Annotated in this window: 24 protein-coding genes; 4 read left to right on the top strand and 20 right to left on the bottom strand. The window is 65.4% G+C overall.

Annotated features, from left to right (window positions below):
• Window positions 1–5 precede the first annotated feature (5 nt).
• The 7 genes from G7045_RS01320 to G7045_RS01290 are packed head-to-tail and all read right to left on the bottom strand — an operon-like array spanning window position 6 to window position 5,894.
• Window positions 6–809: a type II secretion system protein GspK gene (locus tag G7045_RS01320; RefSeq protein WP_166156223.1), complete on the bottom strand. Its 804-nt coding sequence runs from the start codon at window positions 807–809 to the stop codon at window positions 6–8.
• A 58-nt stretch (window positions 810–867) separates the two neighbouring features.
• Entirely contained in the window at window positions 868–1,524 is a 657-nt protein-coding gene (locus G7045_RS01315; RefSeq protein ID WP_166156220.1) for a prepilin-type N-terminal cleavage/methylation domain-containing protein, read from the bottom strand.
• Window positions 1,521–1,937 carry a type II secretion system protein J gene (locus G7045_RS01310; protein ID WP_166160311.1) on the bottom strand — a complete coding sequence of 139 codons (417 nt, stop codon included), beginning with the start codon at window positions 1,935–1,937 and terminating at the stop codon, window positions 1,521–1,523. Before G7045_RS01310 ends, G7045_RS01315 begins: the two co-directional genes overlap by 4 nt.
• On the bottom strand, window positions 1,937–2,386 hold the full coding sequence (locus G7045_RS01305; protein WP_166156217.1) for a GspH/FimT family pseudopilin: 450 nt from the start codon (window positions 2,384–2,386) through the stop codon (window positions 1,937–1,939). Before G7045_RS01305 ends, G7045_RS01310 begins: the two co-directional genes overlap by 1 nt.
• A 59-nt stretch (window positions 2,387–2,445) precedes the next feature.
• Window positions 2,446–2,868 carry a type II secretion system major pseudopilin GspG gene (gspG, locus tag G7045_RS01300; RefSeq protein WP_166156214.1) on the bottom strand — a complete coding sequence of 141 codons (423 nt, stop codon included), beginning with the start codon at window positions 2,866–2,868 and terminating at the stop codon, window positions 2,446–2,448.
• A 28-nt stretch (window positions 2,869–2,896) separates the two neighbouring features.
• Window positions 2,897–4,168, bottom strand: a complete 1,272-nt coding sequence (locus G7045_RS01295) for a type II secretion system F family protein (protein WP_166156211.1) — start codon at window positions 4,166–4,168, stop codon at window positions 2,897–2,899.
• A complete protein-coding gene (locus G7045_RS01290; protein WP_166156208.1) occupies window positions 4,161–5,894 on the bottom strand; it encodes a GspE/PulE family protein in 1,734 nt (577 codons plus the stop codon). The genes G7045_RS01295 and G7045_RS01290 overlap by 8 nt, the downstream gene beginning before the upstream one ends.
• Window positions 5,895–6,186: 292 nt before the next feature.
• Here G7045_RS01290 and G7045_RS01285 point away from each other — a divergent pair, with 292 nt between their 5' ends.
• Window positions 6,187–7,914, top strand: coding sequence for a hypothetical protein (locus G7045_RS01285; RefSeq protein ID WP_240919248.1), 1,728 nt, complete (start codon window positions 6,187–6,189; stop codon window positions 7,912–7,914).
• 24 nt (window positions 7,915–7,938) lie between these two features.
• Here the strand turns inward: G7045_RS01285 and rfbC are convergent, their stop codons facing one another.
• The 5 genes from rfbC to G7045_RS01260 form a co-directional block, all read right to left on the bottom strand.
• Window positions 7,939–8,484, bottom strand: coding sequence for a dTDP-4-dehydrorhamnose 3,5-epimerase (gene rfbC / locus G7045_RS01280; protein ID WP_166156202.1), 546 nt, complete (start codon window positions 8,482–8,484; stop codon window positions 7,939–7,941).
• Complete coding sequence (gene rfbA, locus G7045_RS01275) at window positions 8,484–9,371, bottom strand: glucose-1-phosphate thymidylyltransferase RfbA (protein WP_166156199.1); 888 nt, start codon at window positions 9,369–9,371, stop codon at window positions 8,484–8,486. Before rfbA ends, rfbC begins: the two co-directional genes overlap by 1 nt.
• 6 nt (window positions 9,372–9,377) lie before the next feature.
• On the bottom strand, window positions 9,378–10,268 hold the full coding sequence (rfbD, locus tag G7045_RS01270) for a dTDP-4-dehydrorhamnose reductase (protein WP_166156196.1): 891 nt from the start codon (window positions 10,266–10,268) through the stop codon (window positions 9,378–9,380).
• Window positions 10,265–11,341, bottom strand: coding sequence for a dTDP-glucose 4,6-dehydratase (gene rfbB / locus G7045_RS01265; protein ID WP_166156194.1), 1,077 nt, complete (start codon window positions 11,339–11,341; stop codon window positions 10,265–10,267). The genes rfbD and rfbB overlap by 4 nt, the downstream gene beginning before the upstream one ends.
• A 63-nt stretch (window positions 11,342–11,404) precedes the next feature.
• Window positions 11,405–13,390 carry an SDR family oxidoreductase gene (locus G7045_RS01260; protein WP_166156191.1) on the bottom strand — a complete coding sequence of 662 codons (1,986 nt, stop codon included), beginning with the start codon at window positions 13,388–13,390 and terminating at the stop codon, window positions 11,405–11,407.
• Window positions 13,391–13,626: 236 nt separating this feature from the next.
• Between G7045_RS01260 and G7045_RS01255 the strand changes: the two genes are divergently transcribed.
• The 3 genes from G7045_RS01255 (at window position 13,627) to G7045_RS01245 (ending at window position 15,937) form a co-directional block, all read left to right on the top strand.
• Window positions 13,627–14,331, top strand: coding sequence for a phasin family protein (locus tag G7045_RS01255; RefSeq protein ID WP_166156188.1), 705 nt, complete (start codon window positions 13,627–13,629; stop codon window positions 14,329–14,331).
• 141 nt (window positions 14,332–14,472) lie between these two features.
• Window positions 14,473–15,135, top strand: a complete 663-nt coding sequence (locus G7045_RS01250; protein WP_166156185.1) for a TetR/AcrR family transcriptional regulator — start codon at window positions 14,473–14,475, stop codon at window positions 15,133–15,135.
• 25 nt (window positions 15,136–15,160) lie between these two features.
• On the top strand, window positions 15,161–15,937 hold the full coding sequence (locus tag G7045_RS01245; RefSeq protein WP_166156182.1) for a hypothetical protein: 777 nt from the start codon (window positions 15,161–15,163) through the stop codon (window positions 15,935–15,937).
• An 8-nt stretch (window positions 15,938–15,945) separates the two neighbouring features.
• Here the strand turns inward: G7045_RS01245 and G7045_RS01240 are convergent, their stop codons facing one another.
• The 8 genes from G7045_RS01240 to glyS form a co-directional block, all read right to left on the bottom strand.
• On the bottom strand, window positions 15,946–16,728 hold the full coding sequence (locus tag G7045_RS01240) for a type III pantothenate kinase (RefSeq protein WP_166156179.1): 783 nt from the start codon (window positions 16,726–16,728) through the stop codon (window positions 15,946–15,948).
• Window positions 16,729–16,834: 106 nt separating this feature from the next.
• Window positions 16,835–18,289, bottom strand: coding sequence for a hypothetical protein (locus G7045_RS01235; RefSeq protein ID WP_166156176.1), 1,455 nt, complete (start codon window positions 18,287–18,289; stop codon window positions 16,835–16,837).
• A 108-nt stretch (window positions 18,290–18,397) separates the two neighbouring features.
• Window positions 18,398–18,805, bottom strand: a complete 408-nt coding sequence (locus tag G7045_RS01230; RefSeq protein ID WP_166156173.1) for a rhodanese-like domain-containing protein — start codon at window positions 18,803–18,805, stop codon at window positions 18,398–18,400.
• A gap of 21 nt (window positions 18,806–18,826) precedes the next feature.
• Window positions 18,827–19,639 carry a M48 family metallopeptidase gene (locus tag G7045_RS01225; RefSeq protein WP_166156170.1) on the bottom strand — a complete coding sequence of 271 codons (813 nt, stop codon included), beginning with the start codon at window positions 19,637–19,639 and terminating at the stop codon, window positions 18,827–18,829.
• Between the two features lies 1 nt (window position 19,640).
• The gene (locus G7045_RS01220; RefSeq protein WP_166156167.1) at window positions 19,641–20,381 is read right to left on the bottom strand and encodes a 1-acyl-sn-glycerol-3-phosphate acyltransferase; all 741 of its coding nucleotides are present in this window, start codon (window positions 20,379–20,381) and stop codon (window positions 19,641–19,643) included.
• A gap of 85 nt (window positions 20,382–20,466) precedes the next feature.
• A complete protein-coding gene (gene gmhB, locus G7045_RS01215) occupies window positions 20,467–21,033 on the bottom strand; it encodes a D-glycero-beta-D-manno-heptose 1,7-bisphosphate 7-phosphatase (RefSeq protein ID WP_166156164.1) in 567 nt (188 codons plus the stop codon).
• 13 nt (window positions 21,034–21,046) lie between these two features.
• Entirely contained in the window at window positions 21,047–21,664 is a 618-nt protein-coding gene (locus G7045_RS01210) for a hypothetical protein (RefSeq protein WP_166156162.1), read from the bottom strand.
• Window positions 21,665–21,669: 5 nt separating this feature from the next.
• Complete coding sequence (gene glyS, locus G7045_RS01205) at window positions 21,670–23,838, bottom strand: glycine--tRNA ligase subunit beta (RefSeq protein WP_166156159.1); 2,169 nt, start codon at window positions 23,836–23,838, stop codon at window positions 21,670–21,672.
• Between the last annotated feature and the right edge of the window lie 4 nt (window positions 23,839–23,842).

Here is a 23,842-nt window from a genome sequence, read left to right as displayed (position 1 = left end):
ACTGTTCACCACATCGGAGTTGTTGGGGCATCGCACTGCTGGCTTTCCCACGGTAGCGCACCAGATCTGCGACCGAAAAAAGTCACGTCACAAGCCACCGTGGAAATAGCTTGCGCACTCTCAGCTGGCTGGGCATACAGTCGCAACCTGTTGGAACCGCTGGAAGTGAGGAATGCGGGGTTGAATCCAGACTGGTCGGCAGTGCCAGAGTCTCTGCCCGCCTCGAAGGCTGCGACCGCCGCCTGATTTCCCTCTGCTAGAACTCTCAGCAATGCTGGGGGAGCGGCATAGGGATTGACCTGACTGCTGCCTCCCGCATTGACTGTTATGAGCGGCGCGAGTCTAGCATAAAGCTCGTAGTCCACTCCCGGTAGCTGGAGCAGGTCTTCAATGGCGTCAAACTGGGCGGTTGCGCCCTGTGGCGTACGTGCCGAGCGTATTTCGATCAGCGCTGCTGCAAGGTTCTGGGCAGCGTCCGGCGCCAAGCCGCCCGCATGTTGAAACAGCGCGGCCAGGAGTGCTACCGGCGCCCGGTTGATGTCCAGCAGACCATTGAGCGGCAGCGCCAAAACGTCCACGGCGGTGCCCTCGAACAAGTAAGTGTGTCGCTCGGGGCGCTCCAGCCTTCTGCGGTTGCTGGCGTCCAGTTCCTGGAGCGCCAGCGCCATCGCGGCCCGACCCATGGCCCTGTCTGCAGCGCCGGTGCGCACGGCGGCGACCTGGCGCAGCTCGCCCTTCACCATATACCCGATGCTGGTGACGACGATAGCCAACGCAGCGGTGACCCATAGCACCATGATGAGTGCCATGCCCCGCTGCGTGGATCGGTGAAATGCGTACATCACCATGGAATACACCCCATGCACGCTAGCTTCCTGGCCCATGGGAATACATACTTGAACGCCCCCCACCCGGCGACAGGGCGCGTGTCCCGACGATCCACAACGGCCAGGCCCCATCGCGCGTAGTCACGCCTAGCCGTATGCGCACGGGCAATGACTCTGTCTGCGCCCAAACGGGCACCCATTGCTGAGGCGCCATCTCCTTGCCACCGTAGCCGATGTCCATGCCTACTACGTCGGACACAAGAATGCGCGAACGGGCGGCCGACCAGTCGGGCAGGGATACCTCGCCCTGCCAGGGTTGGTAGCGCAGCACCAGGGCCTGGGCTGATGCCGCCGGCTCGACGGCGAGCCGAAAAAAATACCGACCGCCCATGCCATGTCGGGCGGGCATGATGCCCAACCATTCGATCGACTGCTGCGTGCCGCTGAACAAAAGCAGTGCTTTGCCCGGTTCTTGCAAACCTGCACGCCTGCTCGAAAGACGCTCCAAGACGGTCTGGACAAAAGCAGTGACCGACTGAAGTTCATCGGCACGTGCGAAACGCTGATCAATGCGGTCTTGCGTTTGGCCCATGGTGCGCATCGCGAAAACCATACCCAGCGCAAGCAAGGACAGCAGTGCCATTGCGATCAACATTTCGATCAGCGTGAAACCGGACTGGTGATCCGCACGCCTCATCGCGCACCTCCGTTGACCAATGGTGGCGGCCGCTGCGGAACTAGGATACCCAATACGACCGAACGCGCACGGCCCTGCTCTTCCCAATCAACCGTGACTTGCAGAGCGTGCAACGGCACAGCATCCGGGCTGCTGCTCTGCACCACCGTCGCATAGGGCCGGGAATGCACGCTCCAGCGAAAAACCCCAGACTGGCCTTGTTCATTCCAGCCGCCCTCAGGGAGGTCGGCGTTCGCGTACAACAAACTCTCAGCCACGAAAACCGCCTCCTGGTAGCGACCGACATCACCCGCAGCACGGGCGCTGCCGCCCAAGGCGCGGTACAGCATACCCAAGGACATGGCCATGATTGCGACAGCCACCAAGAGCTCCAACAAGGTCATGCCACGACTTCGGCGAGCGCAGCCTCCCATCATGGGGTTAGCGCCTCTTGGGCAACCAGACCCGAGAGCCAATCAACGCGCAGACGCACCCCCGATCCCGACGCGCGCAGGACATCGATGCTGCCACCCGTCGCTCCGCCGCGCGGCAGGAAACGAATCGAAGCGATGCCCGAGGGGCTCGATTCGACACCCGCGACAATGGCACGCAACTCCAGCGATGAAGGCACCTCGTGCCGCTGCTCCCCTTGCAGTCCATAAACCCTTTGGCGCATGTCCACGGTGAAGCGTGTTTCTTTGCCGGTCATCAATGCCTCGCGGCGTGCCTTTCGCATATCCGCCTGGATAGTGCGCAAGGTGTCGCGGTATTGCACAGCCTCGCGCATCCGATCGAATGCAGCAGGTACGACCGAAACGAGCAGCGCCATGATGACAAACACTACCAGCAGCTCGATCAGCGTGAAGCCTTGGACGCGTCGCATGGTGCTATCTCCCCATCGTACGAACGGCCTTAGTCGCACCTACCAGACAGGATAAGACATCAAGGAATGTTACGAATATCAGCGTCCTCACCCTCGCCGCCCACGGCGCCATCCGCACCGAGCGAGACGATGGCGATTTTGCCGCCGGTGTTCGCATACTGGTAGACGCGGCCCCAGGGGTCGGTCGGCACACCACCTTTGAGGTAGGGGCCGTTCCAGGCATTGGCACTGCCAGGTTTTTTGACCAGGGCGTCGAGCCCTTCTTCTGTCGTCGGGTAGCGGCCTACGTCGAGTTTGAAGAGTTCGAGCGATTTATCCAGGTCGGCAATTTGCACTGCCGCCGTTTTCGATTTGGCGCCACCGAGTTGACCGAGCACGCGCGGCCCCACCAGGCCCGCAAGCAGCGTGAGGATGGCAAGCACGACCAGCAGTTCAATCAGCGTGAAGCCGCGCGCGCGGCGACGGGAGCGGGTACTCACCATGGAACGGTCTTTCTTGGGCAAACGAAAATTATACGGCGAGGTCATTGATCGACAGAATACCGAGCAAGATGGAGATGATGATGGCGGCAATGAGCACACCCAGCACCAGGATGAGCACGGGCTCGACCAGGGTGAGCAGGCGCTTGATACCAGTTTCGACCTCACGGTTGAGGATGTTCGACAGCTCCAGCATCATGGGGCCAACGCGGCCCGTCTCCTCGCCTACTCGGATCAGGTTGATGGCCAAAGGTTCAAAAATGCCCGTTGCAGCAATGGCGTGCACCACCTTGCCGCCTTCTTTGACGATGGGGGCCACCTTGGCCAGGGCCTGCTGTAAAACGGTGTTGCTCACGGTGTCGGTGGCGATGTGCAGCGCTGTCAGCATGGGCACCCCATTGCCCAGCAGCGTGCCCAGTGAGCGCGAGAACAGTGTGAGTTGGTACCGGAGGGTCAGCCGCCCCACCAGCGGCAAGCGCAACAGCCGCGTTTGCCACCACTGCAAACCGGAAGGGGAGCGCAGCCAGCGCAGTAACAGCATAACGACCCCTGCCGCAGTGATGGCCATGACCAGGCCATACCGCCGAAAGGCGTGGCCCATTTCCATGACGATGCGGGTGGGCAGGGGCAGGGCATCGCCCATGTCGGTGAAGAGTTTTTCAAACTGCGGCACGACAAAGCCGAGCATGACCACGAGCGAGAGCACGGCCACGCCAAGCAAGATGGCCGGGTAGATGGTGGCTGAGACGACGCTCTCGCGCAGCGCACGCTGGCGTTCGAGGTGCTCGACCAGGCGGTCAAGCACAGCAGACATCTGGCCGCTGATCTCGCCCGAGCGCACCATGTTGATATAAAAATCGCCAAACAATTCCCGGTGTGAGCCCAGCGCACGCGACAGCGGTGTGCCGCCTTTGACGGCATCGAGGATGCCCTGCACCAGCTCACGCAGGCGCGGCTTGTGCGCCATGTCGATGAGCACGCGCAGCGCGTTATCGAGTGCCAGGCCGGCACGTAGCATGATGGCCAGCTCGGCGGTGAGTGCGTGCACATCGGCCGCAGTGACCGGCCCCTTGTCTATCCGTGATGGGGATGATGCCGGTAAAACGGGAGATGCATTACCACGCGCCGTTTGCGCAGGCGCTGCCATGCCAGTAGCGCCCACGGCAGTCGCCACTTCCAGCCGCAGCGGGGTGAGCCCCTGGGTGCGCAACTGTTTGAGGGCTGCAGCCTCACTGGCAGCACTCAGGTGGCCTTCTTCGACCTTGCCCGCCGCTGTGGCGGCCCGCCAGGCGTAATCAGGCATCGGACTGGTCCTGGGTCACGCGGGCGAGTTCATCGAGCGTGGTGACGCCAGCGGTCACCTTGCGCAAACCGTCTTCGAACAAGCTCAGCATTCCACCCTGGGCAGCGAGTGCATTGAGGGCGTTGGCGTCTTTGCCATCAATGATGGCGCGGCGCATAGGCTCGTCGAGCACAAATAGCTCATGGATGCCGGTTCGCCCCCGGTAGCCCGACTGGCGGCAATGCTCGCAGCCCACTGCGCGGTAAATGGCCTGCCCCGGAGCGGTAAAGCGTGCCAAGCCGGTGCGCTGGCGAAGCTCCTCATCGGGGGTGTAAGCCTCTTTGCAATGGTTGCACAGAGTACGAACCAGGCGCTGCGCCAGCACGCCGTTGACCGAGGAGGTGATAAGGTAGCTCTCGACCCCCATGTCCTGCATTCGAATCACGGCGCCTGCGGCCGTATTGGTGTGCAGCGTGGACAACACCAGGTGCCCGGTCAGGGCCGATTGCACGGCGATCTGCGCGGTTTCGCCGTCGCGCATTTCGCCGATCATGATGATGTCGGGATCCTGGCGCAGGATGGAGCGTAGCGCGTTCGCAAAGGTCAGGTTGATCTGCGGGTGCACCTGGATCTGGTTGATGCCTTCGAGCTGGTACTCGACCGGGTCTTCCACGGTAATGATTTTGTTGGCCTGGGCATCGATCTTGGACAGCGCTGCGTACAAGGTAGTGGTTTTGCCCGAGCCGGTGGGGCCAGTGACGAGGACAATGCCGTGGGGCCGCGCCAACAGGGCATTAAAACGTGCCAGCGTATCGGGGGCAAAGCCCATGGTGTCGAGGTTCAGGCGCACGCTGGCACGGTCGAGCACACGCATGACGATGCTCTCACCGTGCACGGTCGGCACGGTGGAGACGCGCAGATCGAGTTCGCGGCCCTTGACACGGGTTTTGATGCGGCCATCTTGCGGCAGGCGACGCTCGGCGATGTCCAGGTGTGCCAGCAGCTTGACGCGCGAGCCCACAGCAGCGGACAGGCGCGGGGGCACAATTTCACCGGGGTGAATGACGCCATCGACACGGTAGCGCACGTGCAGGCCGTCATCGAAGGGTTCGAGGTGAATGTCGGAGGCGCGCAAATCGGTGACGCGACCAACGATGGTATTGACCAGGCGGATGACAGGTGCCTCGCTGGCCAGATCTTTCAGGTGCTCGACGAAATCACCACCATCGAGGCCGTCGGAGAACCCGCCCTCTTCCTCTTGCTGCTCCTGCTCCTCGGGCTCGGCCAGGGCTTTTTCAATGTCACCTTCGAGCGCCAGGTAGGGCCGGATGGTGCAACCGGTGGCCAGGTGCAGCGCCTTGAGCACAAACGCATCTTGCGGCACCGCCAGCGCCACATGCAGCTCCTGGCCCTCTTGTCGCAGCGGGAATGCAGCATGGGCGTGCAGGAATTCAGGCAGTAGGCCGTCCACCTCGGGCATCAGTTCGGGGAATGACTCCGCCGCTACCAACGGCACGTTCAACTGGCGCGACAGGGTCTGTGCCACGTCCAGCTCGGACACCAACCCTAGGCGCACCAGCACGCGCCCGAGCATTCCACCCATTTCCTGCTGGGCGGAGAGGGCGCGATCGAGATCGCGGGCACTGAGCTTGCCGGCCTGCACCAGCAACTCGCCCAGATAGGGACGCAGGCTGGCGACCGGTTCCGCCTGCGCGGGCGTCGGGTCGGATAAAAATTGTGTCGTCATGGGAAACCGCCTCACACACGATGGAGGCATGAATGGGCGAGAGTGTAATGCCCGGCAACGCAGCGCCGCAGAAGCGCCCAGAACCATGCACGCCGCTTGGTAGGATGCTTGGTTTGCACACCGTGCCGCCCGCTGTACCCTGCTGCACCCCGTCTGTTTCATGTCATCGTCTGATCCTCAACGCAGCCCTCTCGTCTGCCTAGCCACCGCCTGCGCCGTTCTGGTGGCAGGCGCCGCTGGCGCGTGGTGGTTTCGCCAAACCCTGCCGGTAACGGCTACCCCTGCAGGCACGATGCTGCTGGCACCCATGATGGGCGTCATCGACACCTGCATTGCACTACCAGCCCCCAGCACGCAGCCTGCGCCAGGTTCGCTCGCGCAGCGCTGCACGGGTGAGCAGGGCTCGGCTGCAGCGCTGATCGACGCCACCTTGGCACAGCTACAGCCCCATGCCGCATCCTCCGGCCATTACCCACTGGGCTACACCCTCCCAGTGCCGTTGCTGCAGTTGTTTCGCGCCCAAGGCGAGGATTGGGTGATTGATGCAGAGCGCGTGCAGCGGCTGGCACGTACCGTACAAGACAGCGCCAGGCCACTGATCCTGTATTTGTTTTCCACGCATTTTGGACAACACGCGCCCATTGAGCCCGTACTGGCCCGCGATCGGAGCAACCTCGCGCAGACGCGCGACGGCCCACTACCGATTGACAGCTATTACGGCGATCCGGTCTATCCCTGGAGCGTGGCGCGCGCCGACAACACGCTGTCCGTGCGGCGCGTGCAGGCCACCACGGCGCTGCTGAACGCTCTGTGCCAGTTGCCGGCGCAGGATCGCGCCAAAATCCGAGGCATCACCCTGCTGGGCGAGCTGCACCAGTTGTTTCCAGATTTTCAAGCCGGTATGGGCTATGCGCCACCATACCGCATTACGGATTACAGCCAAGCCTCAGCCACAGGATTTCAGCAGTATCTGAAAACCCAATTTCATACGATTGATCAACTCAACCGCGTCCTGGGGAGCGACTACCCCCACTTTGGGGCGGTACAACCGCCCTCCCGCGACATTCGCAGCGAGCCCCTGCAGCGCTATAGCGAACATATCGATCCCTACGCCCACGGCAGCCTGCCCATTGCAGGCTGGGCCTATGTACCGGGTGGGCGCAAAGCCTGGGTGCATGTGTACCGCAATGGCACTTTCATCGGCAAGGCGGCGGTCAACCAGGGGCGCCAGGATGTGCTACAGGCAAAGCCGGAGTTTGGCGACGCCAATACCGGCTGGCGCCTGGACATGGATTTTCGACAACTGCCCAGCGGGCTGCATCGCCTGGATCTTTTTCTGGAAACTGCACCCGGCAAACTCATGCCTCTGGGGCAGCGCGATATTGCCATCATGGGCCAAGACCAAAGGCAGCCAGTGCTGCAGCCGCAGCGCCCGCTACCGCCGAGCACTCCCGCCCCCCTGCACTTGCAAGCATATATCGACATGCCTGCGCCACTGCAGTCCTATTACTACAACCCGCTGGTACCGCTATGGCACGCATTTCGCAACCAGCAGGTGGTGGACTACCTGCACTTTTTTGATGGCGCGCTCAGCACATCCTGCCTGGCAAACACACCGCGCTACACACACCAGATCATTCCGTTTACCAACCCGGGTTGGGATAGCAATAAATTTGCCATTGATGCCTCACTGCGCGACACAGGCACCATCCGTCTGGGCGTGAGTTTGTATGGCGACGCCGCTTACGGTTCTGGCTTTAGTCGTTGGTACCGGGGAACGGGACGTAGCAGCTACGGCATTACGGAGTTTCACCCGCTCAAGGCACTCGATGCACCCGCGCTGCAGCAGGTGTTCGACACCCATGCGGCACGGGGCGCGCAGTTTTTATCGTTCTTTCTAGAGCCTTATTGGCAGGGGCAGGCCGTGGCGCGCAGCCATAACCTGTTTTCCTTCGACCCCAGCAATGACAAGTTTGGATCGGCCGCGCTGTATCGATCGATTCAAAGCATCCAGCCGTAGATGCACGCCTGGAGGCTCACCCCATCAAACAAACAGATGCGCCTGCGCCAGCAACACCCCCTGTGCATCCTTGGCCGACAATTGGGGCGGCTCGGCAAGGGGCCATTCAATTTTTAGCTGCGGATCATTCCACGCGATGCAGCGCTCAAACTGCGGTGCGTAGTAATCCGTGGTTTTGTACAAAAAATCAGCCGATTCGCTCTGCACCACGAAACCATGGGCAAAACCGGGCGGAACCCAGAGTTGGTGCTGGTTGTCCTCACTCAGTTCCGCACCCACCCACTGCCCAAAGGTGGGCGAGCTTTTGCGGATGTCTACCGCCACGTCCCACACGGCACCGCGCGCCACGCGCACGAGCTTGCCCTGGGGCTGCTGAATTTGGTAATGCAGGCCGCGCAGCACGCCACGGCTGCTACGGCTGTGGTTGTCTTGCACAAACTGGTAATTGGTGTCGGTGGCTTCGTTGAAGGCTTTTTGATTAAAGCTCTCAAAGAAAAAGCCGCGTGCGTCGCCGAACACCTTGGGCTCGATCAGCAGCACGTCGGGAATGGCCAAGGGGGTGGCGCGCATCAGTAGACCTTGTGTTGAAGCAGTTGCAGCAGGTATTGGCCGTAGCGGTTCTTGGCCAGGGGCTGGGCCAGGCGTTCGAGCCGGGCAGCATCAATCCAACCGCTGCGCCAGGCGATTTCCTCGGGGCAGGCGACCTTGAGCCCTTGGCGGTTTTCCAGCGTGGCAATGAACTGGCTCGCTTCGAGCAGGCTCTCGTGCGTGCCGGTGTCAAGCCAGGCGTAGCCCCGGCCCATGGTTTTCACCGTCAGCTGCCCCTGCTCCAGGTAGGTCTGGTTGACGCTGGTGATCTCCAGCTCGCCACGTGCGCTGGGCTTGACGGCCTTGGCAATATCGACCACCTGGCTGTCGTAGAAGTACAGTCCGGTGACGGCGTAGTTCGATTGCGGCGCCTTGGGCTTTTCCTCGATGCTGACGGCCTTGCCCTGGCCATCAAAGGCAACCACGCCGTAGCGCTCGGGGTCGTGCACGTGGTAGGCGAACACGGTGGCGCCGCTGGCCTGGGCATTGGCGGACTGCAGCAGCGGCTGGAAGTCATGGCCGTAGAAAATGTTGTCGCCCAGCACCAGAGCGCTGGGGGCGCCGTTCAAGAACTGCTCGCCGATCAGGAAGGCCTGCGCCAGCCCGTCCGGGCTGGGCTGCACGGCGTATTGCAGGTGGAGGCCCCACTGGCTGCCGTCGCCCAGCAGTTGTTCAAAGCGCGGCGTGTCCTGCGGCGTGCTGATGATGAGGATCTCGCGGATGCCCGCCAGCATCAGGGTGCTGAGCGGGTAGTAAATCATGGGCTTGTCGTACACCGGCAGCAGTTGCTTGCTGATGGCGAGCGTGGCCGGGTGCAGGCGGGTGCCGGAGCCGCCGGCGAGGATGATGCCTTTGCGTTGCTGTGTCATGGTGCTTTAGAGAATTTCGGTCAACATGCGCGCCACGCCCTGCTGCCAGTGCGGCTGTGTCAGGCCGAAGGTGGTTTGCAGTTTGCTGCAGTCCAGGCGCGAATTGTGCGGGCGCTGGGCCGGCGTGGGGTAGGCGCTGGTGGGGATGGGGGCGATGTCGGTTGCTTTGATTTTGATAGCTGCTGGCGCTTGACTGGCAAGCGCCAGCACGTGTTTTGCATACAAATGCCAGTTGGTTTCACCTGCGGCGGCGCAGTGGTACAGGCCACCGTCTTGCGGGTGGCGCTGCAGGTGGCGAATGGCGTGCGCGGTCACGTCGGCCAGCAGTTCGGCGCTGGTGGGCGCGCCCCATTGGTCGTCGATCACCGTCAGGCGCTCGTGCTCCTGGGCCAGGCGCAGCATGGTCTTGGCAAAGTTGCCGCCGCGTGCGGCGTACACCCAGCTGGTGCGCAAAATCAGGTGCTGGCAGCCCGATTGCTGGATGGCCTGCTCGCCCTCCCACTTGGTGCGGCCGTAGACCGACAGCGGGGCGGGCGTGTCGGTTTCCTGCCAGGGGCGGCTGCCGCTGCCGTCGAACACGTAGTCGGTGCTGTAGTGCACCAACCAGGCGCCCAGGCGGGCCGCTTCTTCGGCCAGCACGCCGGGGGTGGTGGCGTTGAGCAAGCGGGCCAGCTCGGGCTCGCTCTCGGCCTTATCGACGGCGGTGTGGGCGGCAGCGTTGACGATGACGTCGGGCTTGAGCGCGCGCACGGTCTCGCGCACACCCTCGGGATTGGAAAAATCGCCGCAGTGCTCCTGGCTGTCAAAGTCCAGCGCCGTCACCGCACCGAGCACGGCCAGGCTGCGCTGCAGCTCCCAGCCGACCTGGCCGCCCTTGCCCAGCAACAGGATGTTCATGCGCCAGCCCCGTCGGTTTCGTCGTATTGCTTGGCCACCCAGTCGCGGTAGGCGCCGGACTGCACGGTGGCCACCCAGCCGGGGTTGTCCAGGTACCACTGCACGGTTTTGCGGATGCCGGTGTCGAAGGTTTCTGCAGGCTTCCAGCCCAGTTCGCGCTCGATCTTGCGGGCGTCGATGGCGTAGCGGCGATCGTGGCCGGGGCGGTCTTTGACGTAGGTGATCTGGCTGGCGTACTTCGCGCCGTCGGCACGCGGGCGCAGTTCGTCGAGCAGGGCGCAGATGGTCTGCACGATCTCGATGTTGGGCTTTTCGTTCCAGCCGCCGACGTTGTAGGTCTCGCCCAGGCGGCCAGCGTCGAGCACGCGGGCAATCGCCCGGCAGTGGTCGCGCACATAGAGCCAGTCGCGCACCTGCATACCGTCGCCATACACCGGCAGGCTTTTGCCGGCCAGGGCGTTGACGATCATCAGCGGGATGAGTTTTTCCGGGAAGTGCAGCGGGCCGTAGTTGTTGCTGCAGTTGGTGGTCAGCACCGGCAGGCCGTAGGTGTGGTGCCAGGCGCGCACCAGGTGGTCGCTGGCGGCCTTGCTGGCGCTGTAGGGGCTGTTGGGCTCGGTCTTGTGCTCTTCGGTAAAGGCCGGGTCGGTGGGCGCGAGCGTGCCGTAGACCTCGTCGGTGCTCACGTGCAGGAAGCGGAACGCTTCTTTTTTGATAGCTGGTAGCGCGCTCCAGTAGTGCCTTGCAGCCTCCAAAAGCCTGAAAGTGCCGACGACGTTGGTCTGGATGAAATCCTCGGGGCCGTGGATGGAGCGGTCCACATGGCTCTCGGCGGCGAAGTTGACGATGGCCCGGGGTTGGTGCTCGGCCAGCAGGCGGTCGAGCAGCGCGCGGTCGCCAATGTCGCCCTGCACGAAGACGTGGCGCGCGTCGCCCTGCAGGCTGGCGAGGTTGTGCAGATTGCCCGCGTAGGTGAGCTTGTCGAGGTTGAGCACGGGCTCGCCGCTGTGGGCGAGCCAGTCGAGCACGAAGTTGGCGCCGATGAAGCCGGCGCCGCCGGTGACGAGGATCATGGTGTGCAGAGGGGGGGTACGAGGTAACCCGTAATTATCCCATCCCCTCCGCCGCGCCGACGATCAGAAGTGAATACCCCGCATCATGTGCTTGAGCGCTTCGGCTTCAGCGGCGATTTGCGGTTTGCCACCCTTGCCACCCTGCGCCGCATCCGAATCCGGGAACATACGGAAGCTGGTGTTCATGGTGATTTGCGCCACGCGCGGCAGCAGCGCGTGCAGCACCTGGCCGGTGATGCCCAGCTTGGTGGCGATGCGCACCGGCTTGAAGATGCAGGCCTGGGCGATCAGGTCGGCGGCTTCTTCAGGGCTGAGGGTGGGCACGTTGTCGTAGATTTTGGTCGGCGCGATCATGGGCGTGCGCACCAGCGGCATGTTGATGGTGGTGAACGTCACGCCCTGGTCGGCAAACTCGCTGGCGGCGCAGCGCGTCCAGGAATCGAGCGCGGCCTTGCTGGCGACGTAGGCCGAGAAGCGCGGTGCGTTGGTCAGCACGCCGATGGAGCTGATGTTGACCACATGGCCCTTGCGCTTTTCCACCATTTTGGGCAGCAGGCCCATGGTCACGCGCAGGGCGCCAAAGTAGTTCAGCTGCATGGTGCGTTCGTAGTCGTGGAAGCGCTCGTAGCTGCCCTCGATGGCGCGGCGGATGGAGCGCCCGGCGTTGTTCACCAGGAAATCCACCCCGCCATGCTCGGCTGTGAGCTGCTGCACGAAGCGGTCGCAGTCCTGCATGTCGGCAATATCGACGGCGTAGGCCACAAAGGCATAGCCTTTCTCCCGCGCCTCGGCGCAGGCGGCGTCGAGCTTGTCCTGGTCGCGCCCACAGATGAGGGTGGTGGCGCCAGCCTCGGCAAACTTGTGCGCCGCCGCCAGGCCAATGCCCGAGGAGCCACCGGTGATCAGCACCACCTTGCCCGCCACCGCGCCCTTGAGCGAGCGGTCGATGTGCAGCTCAGGGTCGAGGTGGCGCTCCCAGTAGTCCCACAGGCGCCAGGCGTAGTCCTTGAGATTGGGGCAGGACACGCCCGTGCCCTTGAGCGCCGCCGTGGTCTCGCGGCAATCAAAGCGCGTGGGGTAGTTGACGAAGGTGAGCATCTCCTCGGGCAGGCCCAAATCCTTCATGACGGCGTTGCGCACGCGGCGCACCGGCGCCAGCGCCATCATGCCCTTGCGCACGCCCTTGGGGATAAAGCCCAGCAGCGCGGCGTTGACGAACACGCTCATGCGCGGGCCATGGGCGGCACGCGAAAAAATATCGAGCACGTCGCCCACGCGGTAGCCCACCGGATCGACGAGGTGAAAGCAGCGCTGCGCAATCTTGTCCTGGTGGCTGATGGCAGCAATTGCATCCACAACATAGTCCACCGGCACGATGTTCACACGCCCGCCTTCGAGACCAATGGACGGCATCCACGGCGGCAGGATTTGGCGGATGCGCTGGATGACCTTGAAAAAGTAATACGGACCGTCGATCTTGTCCATCTCGCCGGTCTGGCTGTCGCCCACCACCATGGCCGGGCGGTACACCGTCCAGGTGAGCTTGGCGTCCTGGCGCACCAGCTTCTCGCTCTCGTGCTTGGTCTGGAAGTAGGGGTGATCCAGCCCCTCGGCCTCCTCGAACATGTCCTCGCGGAACACGCCTTCGTACAGGCCAGCAGCGGCAATCGAGGAAACGTGATGAAAGTGCCCGGCCTCGATCGCGCGCGCCAGCTCCAGGGTGTTGCGCGTGCCGTCGATGTTCACCGCCACCTGGGTCTCCGTGCCAGCGGCCAAATCGTAGACTGCAGCGAGGTGGTAGAAGTGATCGACCTGCCCTTTGAGTGCCTTGACATCAGCGGCACTGACGCCGAGTTTCTTGCTCGTCAAATCCCCGGCCACAGCAATCGCCCGGGTGGCCGTCACGCCCCAATACTTGCGCAGCTCAGCCGCCTTGTCGGCGCTCTCGGGGCGCAGCAAAAAGTACACCACCGTGCCCTTGCGTTCGAGCAGCTTCTTGACCAACCGTTTACCGATAAAACCCGTCGCCCCCGTCACGAAATACCGCATAGAAAAAGCTCCTTATTTAAACTCGCGCATTCTTGCCCGGCAGCGGCGCTGCCAGCTTCAGAAAAAACCCGCGTCGATGCTAGCGGCCCCGGCCTGCCCCCACCCTAGAGGTGCGGCTCTATGGTTTTTAGAAACCGTCACCTACACCCGCGCCGGGCAGCGGCGTACAGTGCCAACCCATGCGCCGGAATACAAAAATCTGGCATCCACCATCCACATTACCCCGGAGGTTTTCCATGGTTAAAAAATTGCAAAAAATCAGCGACGACAAGAAAAAGCCCAGCGCCGAACTGCCACGCGCCATCAAAGAATCCGCACAGCAAATCTGGCTCGCCGGTCTGGGCGCCTTTGCCAAGGCCCAGGAAGAAGGCAACAAGGTGTTTGAATCGCTGGTCAAGGAAGGGCTGTCGATCCAGCGCAAGACCCAGGCCGTGGCCGAAGAAAAAATCACCGAAGCCACCAGCCGCGTGACGCACATGGCCAACGACATCGGCTCGCGCGCCGCTGGCAAGTGGGACAAGCTCGAATCCATTTTTGAAGACCGCGTCGCCAAGGCCCTGTCCACCCTGGGCGTGCCGACCTCGCGCGACATCGAAGCCCTCAACGCCCGCATCGACGCCCTGGCCAAGAGCCTGGGCAAGGCCCCGCCCGTGGCCCCGGCCAAGGAAAGTGCCAAGCCTGCTGCCAAGCCCGCCGCTGCCAAAAAGCCCGCTGCCACGAAGAAGCCTGCCACCAAAGCCGCTGCCAAGCCTGTTGCCAAGGCCGCCACTGCCGACAAAGCCCCGGCCAAGCCCGCCGCCAAAAAGGCCGCCGCCAAGCCTGCAGCCAAAGCAGCTGCCAAGCCCGCTGCCACCAAGCGCCCGCCGTTCCCGCAAGTGGCACCGCGCGCGGTCGAGCCAGCTGCTGCTGCCGCTGCCGACACCCCGGCCGCCGCAGCCTAAATAGGCCCTCATCCGGCAGGCCCGCCCTGCCCTGCGGCTGCCCACCTCGCGGTGTGGCAGCCGTTTTTTTGACAGTTTTCTGACAGCGCCGCAGCGTCGGTTAGAGTTATCCGCCAGGGAACAACCTGAGGACTTCGCCCCATGGTCAAAAAAGCGCCGCGCCGCACCGCTGAACGCATTCTGGAAACCACGCTCGATCTGTTCAATCGCTTCGGCGAGCCCAACGTCTCCACCACCTTGATCTCCGCCGAGCTGCGCATCAGCCCCGGCAACCTGTACTACCACTACCCGGCCAAGGACGAACTCATCAACGCCCTGTTCGACCGCTACGACGCCAGCCTGGGCGAGCTGCTGGGCGCCAGCTCCAGCGTGCGCAATGTGGAAGACGCCTGGTTCTTCATGCACACCCTGTTCGAGCTCATCTGGCAGTACCGTTTTCTGTACCGCGACCTCAACGACCTGCTGTCCAAGAACCGCCGCCTGGAAACGCATTTCCAGGCCGTGCTCAAGCACAAGACCCGCGCCATGCGCCAGCTGCTCGATGGCCTGCAGCACGCTGGCGCCATCGAGATCGAAGCGCGCGAACTCGAACCCACCGCCACCAGCATGGTGGTGGTGCTGACCTACTGGCTGAGCTTTGAATACGTGCGCGATCCGCGCCGCGCGCTCGAACCCGAGAGCGCCCAAACCGCCCTGCTGCGCGGCGCGCACCACGTGCTCAACCTGCTCATGCCCTACCTCGAAGGCAGCCAGCGCCAGCACCTGCTGACCCTGGCGAGCGCCTACCAGACCCCGAATCCATAACCACCACCGACGGAGACTGCACACCATGGCCGCCTGGACCGCCTTTCCCCAGACCAGCGATTTCCCCTTCACCGCTGCCAGCGTGAAAAAGCACTGGGCACAGCTGCACGCCGGCGACTGCGAGCCCTGCCCGAGCGACAAAAAAGCCCTGGAAGCCTGGGCGCTGTTCCACAGCGGGCAGTTCGAGCAGGCCACCGCCACCGGCCTGGCCGCTGGCAACGCCGGCGTAGTGGCGGCCAACAAGGCGCAGGCCATCTACGCCACCTACCTCGAACCCAAGGAAAAAGTGCGCCTGGAGATGTTCCAGGCCATTGCCGAGCGCGCCCAGGCACTGACGGAGAGCGAGCCCGGCAACGCCAACGCCTGGTACCAGGTGGCCTACGCCCTGGGCCGCTACAGCCAGGGCATCAGCGTGGCCAAGGCGCTGGCGCAGGGGCTGGGGCAAAAAATCAAGCAGGCGCTGGAGCAAACCCTGGCGCTGGCGCCCGACCATGCCGAGGCGCACATCGCCCTGGGCGCCTTCCATGCCGAGGTCATCGACAAGGTGGGCGCGCTCATCGGCGGCATGACCTACGGCGCGAAGAAAGACCTGGGCCTCAAGCACTTCAAGGAGGCACTGCGCCTGCGGCCCGATTCGGCCATTGCCAAGATCGAATACGCCAACGCCCTGGTCATGCTCGATGGCGACAAGAAAATGAAAGAAGCCACCGCCCTGTACGAGCAGGCCGCTGCCAGCGTGCCGCAGGATGCAATGGAGTTCCTCGACGTGGAGCTGGCGCGCGCCGAACTCTCGGACGATTAAAGCGCTGACTACGCCGGCGCGCCAAAGCGGCGCGCGGCGATTTCCAGCAGGCCGTCGAAGATCAGGTTATCGACCAGCTCGAACGGCCGCGTCATGCTCGGCGCCATTTTCCAGCCGGCGCCGCCCGTCATCATGCAGGCGGGTTCCTGGCCGCAGTGCTGCGCCAGGTGCTGGAACAGGCGCTCGACGGCGCCGGCAATGGCGTAGGTGCCGCCGCTGGTGAGCGCGTCGCTGGTGTTGGTCGGAAACAGCGTGACTTCGCCCGTGGGCACGTGCAGGCCGGCAGTGCCCGATTCGAGCGCGCGCAGCATGATGCCGTGGCCGGGCAAAATCAGGCCGCCAAGAAAGCGCCCTTCGGTGTCGATCGCCTCCACCGTCACCGCCGTGCCGACCATGACGACGATCAGCGGCTGGCGCTCGCCGCGCGCGAGCAGGCGGTGGCGCGCGCCAATCATGGCCACCCAACGGTCTGCACCCAGGCGCAGCGGGTGGTCGTAGCCGTTGACCAGGCCCGCCTCCTGCAGCGCCGGCACCACCCACTGCGGCACCACGTCCCAGGGCGGCAGCAGTTCGAGCTGCTCCTGCACACGGCGCTTGACGGTGTCGCCCGCCACTACGCAGCCGAGCATGTGCGCCGGCGCGGGCAGGTGCCCCCAGCTGTCTTCGGCCAGGCGCTCGATGTGCTCCAAAAATTCCACCCCCTGCGCCAGCACGGCGGCGCCGGGGCCGGGCTGCTCGTACAACGCCCATTTCAGGCGGGTGTTGCCCACGTCGATGGCCAGAAAAGTCATAGGGCGCGATTTAAGCACGACTGGCCGCCGCGCCCCGAGAAAAACCCAGCCCTTTGACTTTGATTAAAAATGGCTCTAGCGCTTACTCAGCAAGCGCTAGCAGCTATCAAATCAATAGCTCCACAAAGCGCTGCTGATCGGGCGTGCTGCGCTGCTCTACGGCGCGGTGCTGCTCCAGTCGCTTCCACAGCGTGTGCTGCTGGCGCTCGGTGTCGCGCGCAGCGCGCACCAGCTCGCCGGCCACGGCCTCGATGGTGGTGCGCTGTGTCTGCCGGTCGTCGATCTGCGTCACGTCGTAGTTGCCCTCGCTGGGGATCAGCATCCCACCGTTGCGCGCCTGCATCAGGGTGGCCTTGAGCTGCATGTCCAGCACCTGCTGCACGCGCACGTCGCCAGGGCGGCGCTGCACGACTTCGGTTTTCTGGCTCAGGCGGTAGTCGGTGTGGCTTTTCTCGGTCAGGACGCCGTCGTCGTTCAGGCGCGAGGCGTCGCTGCTGAAGCTGGCCTCGAAATCGGCCAGGCCGCTGACCAGCTCCTGCGTGCGCGCCGCCAGGGCCGGCGCCAGGTGCAGCGGCGCCGCGCGCACACCCGGGGCATTGGCCTGGGCCGACTCCAGCGCCGCCCCGTGCATTTGCGCGAACGCGCTTTTGAACAGCGCCACCGTGGCATCGTCGGCATGGCCGCGCGCGCCCGCCTCGTCCACCGCGCGCAGCTGGCGCGCAATGGCCGCCTGGCGCTGCGCCGGCGCGGCGTTGGCCAGGGTGCCGGCGTTGTCCAGGCGCAGGTTGACCTCGCCGTTTTCGGTTTTCAAGGCCAGGCGGTTTTCGCGCTCGCCCAGTTGCAGGCTGAAGCTGCGCTGCGGGCCCTCGCCCGGCGGCACTTTCATCTCCAGGCGCAGGCTGGCGAACTGGCTGCGGTCAAAACCGAGCACATCCTGCAGCGCCAACTCCGGCCCACCGTCTTGGACCAGCCCCGCCAGGGCCTTGTCCAGGCCCTCGGCCAGGCGCCCCAGGGCCTGGCGCTCGCTGCTGCCCAGCGGGCCTTGGCTGCTCATTTGCACCTGCAGTCCGAAGACGCCATCGGCGCCGCCGCTGCCGCGCGAGCTCATGCGCAGCTCCACGCTCTGGCCGGCGCGGGTCTTGAGCTGCAGCGTGACCTCGGCCGCACCCTCGCGCAGGCCCTGCAGCTGGGCATCGAGCCCCTGGCGGCGATCGACGTTGAACGCCAGGGTCTGGGCATAGTCCTCGCCGGTGCGGGCAAATTGCGTCAAGAGCGCCCCGCCCAGGCCCTTGAAGCGCTGCGCCAGGCTGGAGCCGGCCTGCACGTTGCTCTCGATCTGGCGGCTCAGGCTGTCGTCGCTGCGCGCCGCCCATTCGGTGCTGCGCTGGGGCAGGCTGGGTTTGGGGTACACCACGGGCGCACTGGCGACCGAGAGGCTGACGCGGGTGCTGGCGCGCCCATCCTCGCTGCCCTGTGCCGGCTCGGCCTGCGCCAGAGGCGGGCGCAGAACCGCACTGGGAGCGACAAGGGGGCTGCTGAAAACCGGGGTGATGGCGGACATGCCGGGGCTCCTATCGGGAAGAAAAAGAGAGCAACCGGCACAGCAAGGACGAGGGCGGCAGGCGCTGCCCCCTTATCGGCCAAAAATGCCGGCGCTTGAGCCTGCCGCTCAGCCCTGCTGCCAGGGCAGGCCGCGCTGGCGCCAGCCGCTGCGCTGGCCGCGCTGGCCGTGCTCGTCGCGCTCGCCCTCGAAGCCTTCGAGGATGTTGTAGGCATTGATGCCCAGCTCAGCGGCGCGCTCGGCCGCCGCCACCGAGCGCACGCCGCTGCGGCACAGCAGCACGGCCTTCATGCCGGCGGGCACGGCGGCGCGCAACTGGTCGTCAAACGCGGGGTTGAGCGCCATGCCGGGCCACTGCTTCCAGGCCACGGCGACGGCGCCGGGCACGAAGCCGACCCAGGCGCGCTCGGCGTCGGTGCGCACGTCGATCAGCACGGCGGCGCCCGCTTGCACCCACTGCCAGGCTTGCTCGGGGGTGACGTCACCGGCGTAGGCCGGGCGGTGCGGTGTGGTCATGGCAAAAGCTCCAAAAAACAGTCAATCCCAGGGCGGGGCGGGTTGTGCGCGCAGCTGCTGGCGCAGCTGCGCGTAATCGGGCACCAAGGTGGCAACGATGCGCCAGAACTGCGGGCTGTGGTCCATCACGCGCAGGTGCGAGAGCTCGTGCACCACCACGTAGTCGATCAGCGCCGGGCGGTAGTGCAGCAGGCGCCAGTTGAGCATGATGCTGCCATCGCTGCGCGCGCTGCCCCAGCGCGTGGCCGCGCCCGACAGGCGCAGGCGGCTGTGCTGCACCCCGAGCTGGGGGGCAAAGTGCGCCAGCCGGGCATCAAAGTGGCTGCGCGCCTGGCGCAAGAACCAGGCCTGGGTGGCGTCGCGGATTTGCGCCGGCTGCGCGTCCTGCGCCAGACCAAGAAAGAGCTGCGCCCCGCCGTCAGCGTCGCTGTGCAGCAGCTGCTGGCGCCGGCGCTGCGTGGCGTCCAGGCGCAGCGTCAGCGGCGCGCCCAGGTAGGGCAGCTGCGCGCCGGCCTGCCAGACGATGCGCGCCGCTTCCTGCAGACGCTGGCGCTGCTGCACCTCGCCGAGCTTGCGCACGATCCAGTCGGCTTTTTCCTGCAAGGCGGCGTCGATGGTGGCGAGCGTGACCCCGCTGGGCGCGCGCACGGCCAGGCCGTCGGCGCCCACCGTCATGCCAATGCTCTTGCGCCGCGCGCGCTGCAGGCGATAGGGCACGCGCTGGCCGGCGAGCAGCACCTCGCGGCGGGCCTGGGGGCGCGGCCCAACGCCCGCTGCCGGGGGCGGCGCGGGCGCGTCGAGCCACGCGAGCACCTGCTGCACCCAGCTGGCCATGTCAGTCGCGGTAGGCCTCGGGGTCGAGGCGGCGCATCTCGGCCTCGATCCAGGTTTGCACTTCGCGCATGAGCTCGTCGGACTTGCGCCCGGCGGTGGCGATGGGCGCGCCAACAGAGACATCGACCAGCCCCGGCGTCTTGATGAAAGCCTTGCGCGGCCAGCATTTGGCCGAGGTCACGGCCACCGGCACCACGGGCACGCCGGCCTCGATCGCCAGGCGCGCGCCACTGGCCTGGTACTCGCCAGTGGTGCCGCGCGCCATGCGCGTGCCCTCGGGGAACATGATGACCCAGGTGCCCTGCGCCAGCAGCTCCTTGCCGCGCCGGATGACGTGCACGAAGGCGCGCGCGCGCTGACTGCGGTCGATGTGGATCATGTCCAGGCTGCCAATCGACCAGCCAAAGAACGGAATCTGGAGCAGCTCTTTCTTGAACACGTAGGCCAGCGGGCGCGGCATGATGGCCGGCATCAAGAACGTCTCGAAGGTGGACTGGTGCTTGACCAGCAGCACCACGCCCTGCTGCGGGTCTTGCGGCAGCTGCTCCATGCCGCTGATGCGCACGCGGATGCCCAGAATCCAGCGCGCCCCATCGACGCTCAGCGCCAGCCAGGCGCGGGCGATGCGGTACAGGCGCGGCCCGCGCAGCCCGCACCAGGAGCACAGCAAGATCGCCAGGGTATAGGGAACAATCGTGACGCCCATCCACAGCAGATGGGCCAAGGAGCGCAGCAGGGACATAAATAGGGGTGTTTTTTGCCTCTAGCCCAATAACGACAAGCGCTAGCAGCTATTGTTTTAATAGTAAAAATAGTAAATACAAACCTTAAACCACGTCTGCTGCTGCGGTTTGCAGCAGCCTGTCGGCAAAGGCCTGCAGGTCGGCGTGCACCTGGGTGCCAGCGGGCACCTCACTGGGCAGCGGCTGGCCCGGCGCCAGCTGGGCCGACAGGCCGGTGCACACCAGGTGCAGCTGCGCACCGATGGCAGCGCCGGCCTGCAGGTGCGTGGGGTTGCTGCCGACGACGCGCAGCTCGCGCGGCTCGACGCCGTAGCGCTCGGCAATCTGCAGCAGCAGGCCGGGGGCGGGCTTGCGGCAGCTGCAGGCGTCGTCGGGCACGTGGGGGCAGTAGAAGATGGCGTCGATGCGCCCGCCCTGGCTGCTGAGCTGGCGCAGCATCTTGGCGTGGATGGCGTTGAGCGAGACGGTGTCGAGCAGCCCGCGCCCCAGGCCCGGCTGGTTGGTGGCCACCACCACATGCCAGCCGGCACGGTTCAGGCGCGCCACGGCCTCCAGGGCGCCGGCCTCGGCCTGCCATTCTTCGGGCCGGGTGATGTACTCCTCGCCCAGTTGGTTGAGGGTACCGTCGCGGTCAAAGATGGCGATTTTCATGGTCGGCGATTATTCAGGAAAGCGGTTGCCAGGCGGTGACGTAGCGCCCCTGCCAGCGCCCCAGCGCCCACTGCAGCTGCAGCTGCTGGTGCACCGGTAGCGCGGCGGCGGCCGGGTCGTCGAGCAGCAGCTGCACCAGCGGCCCTTGCACATCTTGCGCATCCTGCCCCGCCAGGCGCAGCACCAGCAGCGTGCCACCCGTGGAGCGCAGCGACGGCGCCTGCACATGGCGGCCGACGATCTCGGCCTGCAGCGGCGCCTGCGGCTGCAGCCCCCGCAGATTGAGCGGCCCCAGGAGCTGCGCCGCCGCCCCCAGCGCACACACCAGCCACCACGCCGCCAGCAGCCCCCGCCGCACCCAGCGCCCCTGGCCACGGCGCACCAGCGCGCGCAACAAGAGGGTCAGCAGCGCCAGCGCCACCAGCGCCCCGGCCAGCGGGGCCACCCAGGCCCAGGGGTCTTGCGTGCCCACAAAGGGCTGCAGGCGCCAGACGGGTGCGCTCGGGTAGCGCTCGGCCTGCCAATCGAGCACCCAGCGCAGCGCCACCAGCGCCAGCGGCGGCGCCCAGAGCAGCCACAGCAGCTGCGGCGCCGCGCGCGCGCGTTCGGGGGCGGTGGTGGGGACGGTCATGGTGCTCAGGCCGCCAGGCGTGAGAGGTCGGCGACGCGGTTCATGGCCTGGTGCAGGGTCTTGAGCAGGCCCAGGCGGTTCAGGCGCACGTCCAGTTGCTCGGCGTTGACCATGACGTCGTCAAAGAAGGCATCGACCGGCGCGCGCAGCACGGCCAGGGTCTGCAGGCTGGCGGTGAAATCGCCAGCGGCAAACTGCGCGTCGGCCTCGGGCACGAAGCGCTGCAGCTGGGCGTACAAATCCTGCTCGGCCTGCTCCTGCAGCAGCTCGGGGTTGACGTGGGCGTCCACCGGGCTTTCGGCCTCGGCTTTTTTCAGGATGTTGGTCACGCGCTTGTTGGCTGCCGCCAGCGCGGGCGCCTCGGGCAATTGCGCAAAGGCGCGCACCGCCGCCAGCTGCTGGCCCACCAGGGCGAGCTGCTCGGGGCGCAGCGCCAGCACGGCGTCCACCTCTTGTGCGCTGTAGCCCTGCTCGCGCAGGCTGCCGGCCAGGCGCTCGTAGATGAAATCCTGCAGCGCCGCCGTCGGGTCTTGAATTTTGTCGCCAAAGGCGGGCACGGCAGCGGCCAGCAGCGCCGGTACGTTCAGCGGCAAGTCCTTCTCGACCAGCATACGGATCACGCCCAGCGCGTGGCGGCGCAGCGCAAACGGGTCGCGGTCGCCGGTGGGCAGGTTGCCGATGCCGAACATGCCCACCAGGGTTTCGAGCTTGTCGGCCAGCGCCACCACCAGGCCGACGTTGTTGCGCGGCAGGGCATCGCCGGCAAAGCGCGGCTTGTAGTGGTCTTCAATGGCGTGGGCGACGTCGTCGGGCAGGCCGTCGTTGACGGCGTAGTACGCGCCCATGGTGCCCTGCAGCTCGGGGAACTCGCCCACCATGTCGGTGACCAGGTCGGTCTTGGCCAGCAGCGCGGCGTTGTCTACGCAGGTCATCAAATAGTCCTGCACCACCTCGGCGTCCTGCGTGCCGTCAATCGCATGGCGCGCGGCCAGGGCCGCGAACAGCTGCGCGCCAATGGCCTGGGCGATGGCGCGCACGCGCTCCACGCGCTCGCCCTGGGTGCCCAGCTGGTTGTGGTAGACCACCTTGGCCAGCTGCGGCACGCGGCTGACCAGCGTCTTTTTGCGGTCCTGGTCGAAGAAGAATTTGGCATCCGCCAGGCGCGGGCGCACCACGCGCTCGTTGCCCTGAATGACGGCGCTGGCGTCTTGCGGTGCGATGTTGCTGACGATGAGGAAGCGGTGGGTCAGCTTGCCTTCGGCGTCCAGCAGCGGGAAGTACTTCTGGTTGGCCTTCATGGTCAGAATCAGGCATTCCTGCGGCACGGCCAGGAATTCTTCCTCGAACTGGCACACCAGCACGTTGGGGCGCTCAACCAGGGCGGTCACTTCATCGAGCAGCGCTTCATCTTCGATAGCACGTACCCCGCCCCCCACCTGCGCTGCAGCCTGTTGGAGCTGCTCGGCAATGGCGGCGCGGCGCTCGGCAAAGCTGGCAATCACGGCGCCCTCATCGCGCAGCTGCTGGGCGTAGCTGTCGGCGTTTTGCAGCACCACGGGGCTGGCCTTGGCTTCAAAGCGGTGGCCTTGCGTGTGGCTGCCCGCCGTGAGGCCCAGCGCTTGCACCGGCACCACGCTGCTGCCGTGCAGCGCCACCAGGCCGTGCGCCGGGCGCACGAAGTGCACGCTGCTCCAGCCGTCCTGCAGCTGGTAGCGCATGACCTTGGGGATGGGCAGCTTGGCCAGGGCCTCGTCCAGCGCTTTTTGCAGGCCCTCGGCCAGGGTGGCGCCCTGGGCGGTGCTTTCAAAGTACAGCACCTCGGCCTTGCCGTCGTGCACGCGCTTCAAGCCCGCCACGGCGCTGGCATCGGCGCCCAGGGCGGCGAGTTTTTTCAAGAGCGCGGGCGTGGCCTGGCCGTCGGCAGCCAGGCCCACGGCCACGGGCATGAGTTTTTGCGACACGGCCTTGTCCGGCGCCTGCGCCAGCACGCCGGTGATGTGCGCAGCCAGGCGGCGCGGCGAGGCGTAGGCGGTGCAGGCGGCATCTGGCGCCGCCAGGCCCTGGGCCACGAGCTGGGCGTGCAGCACGCTGGCAAAGGCGTCGCCCAGCTTTTGCAGGGCTTTGGGGGGCAGTTCTTCAACGAACAGTTCAACGAGCAAATTAGCGGTGGTCATGGGG

The sequence above is a fragment of the Acidovorax sp. HDW3 genome, from assembly GCF_011303755.1.
In the GTDB taxonomy this organism is placed as follows: domain Bacteria; phylum Pseudomonadota; class Gammaproteobacteria; order Burkholderiales; family Burkholderiaceae_C; genus Paenacidovorax.
This window is presented reverse-complemented; position numbering and strand designations above follow the sequence as displayed.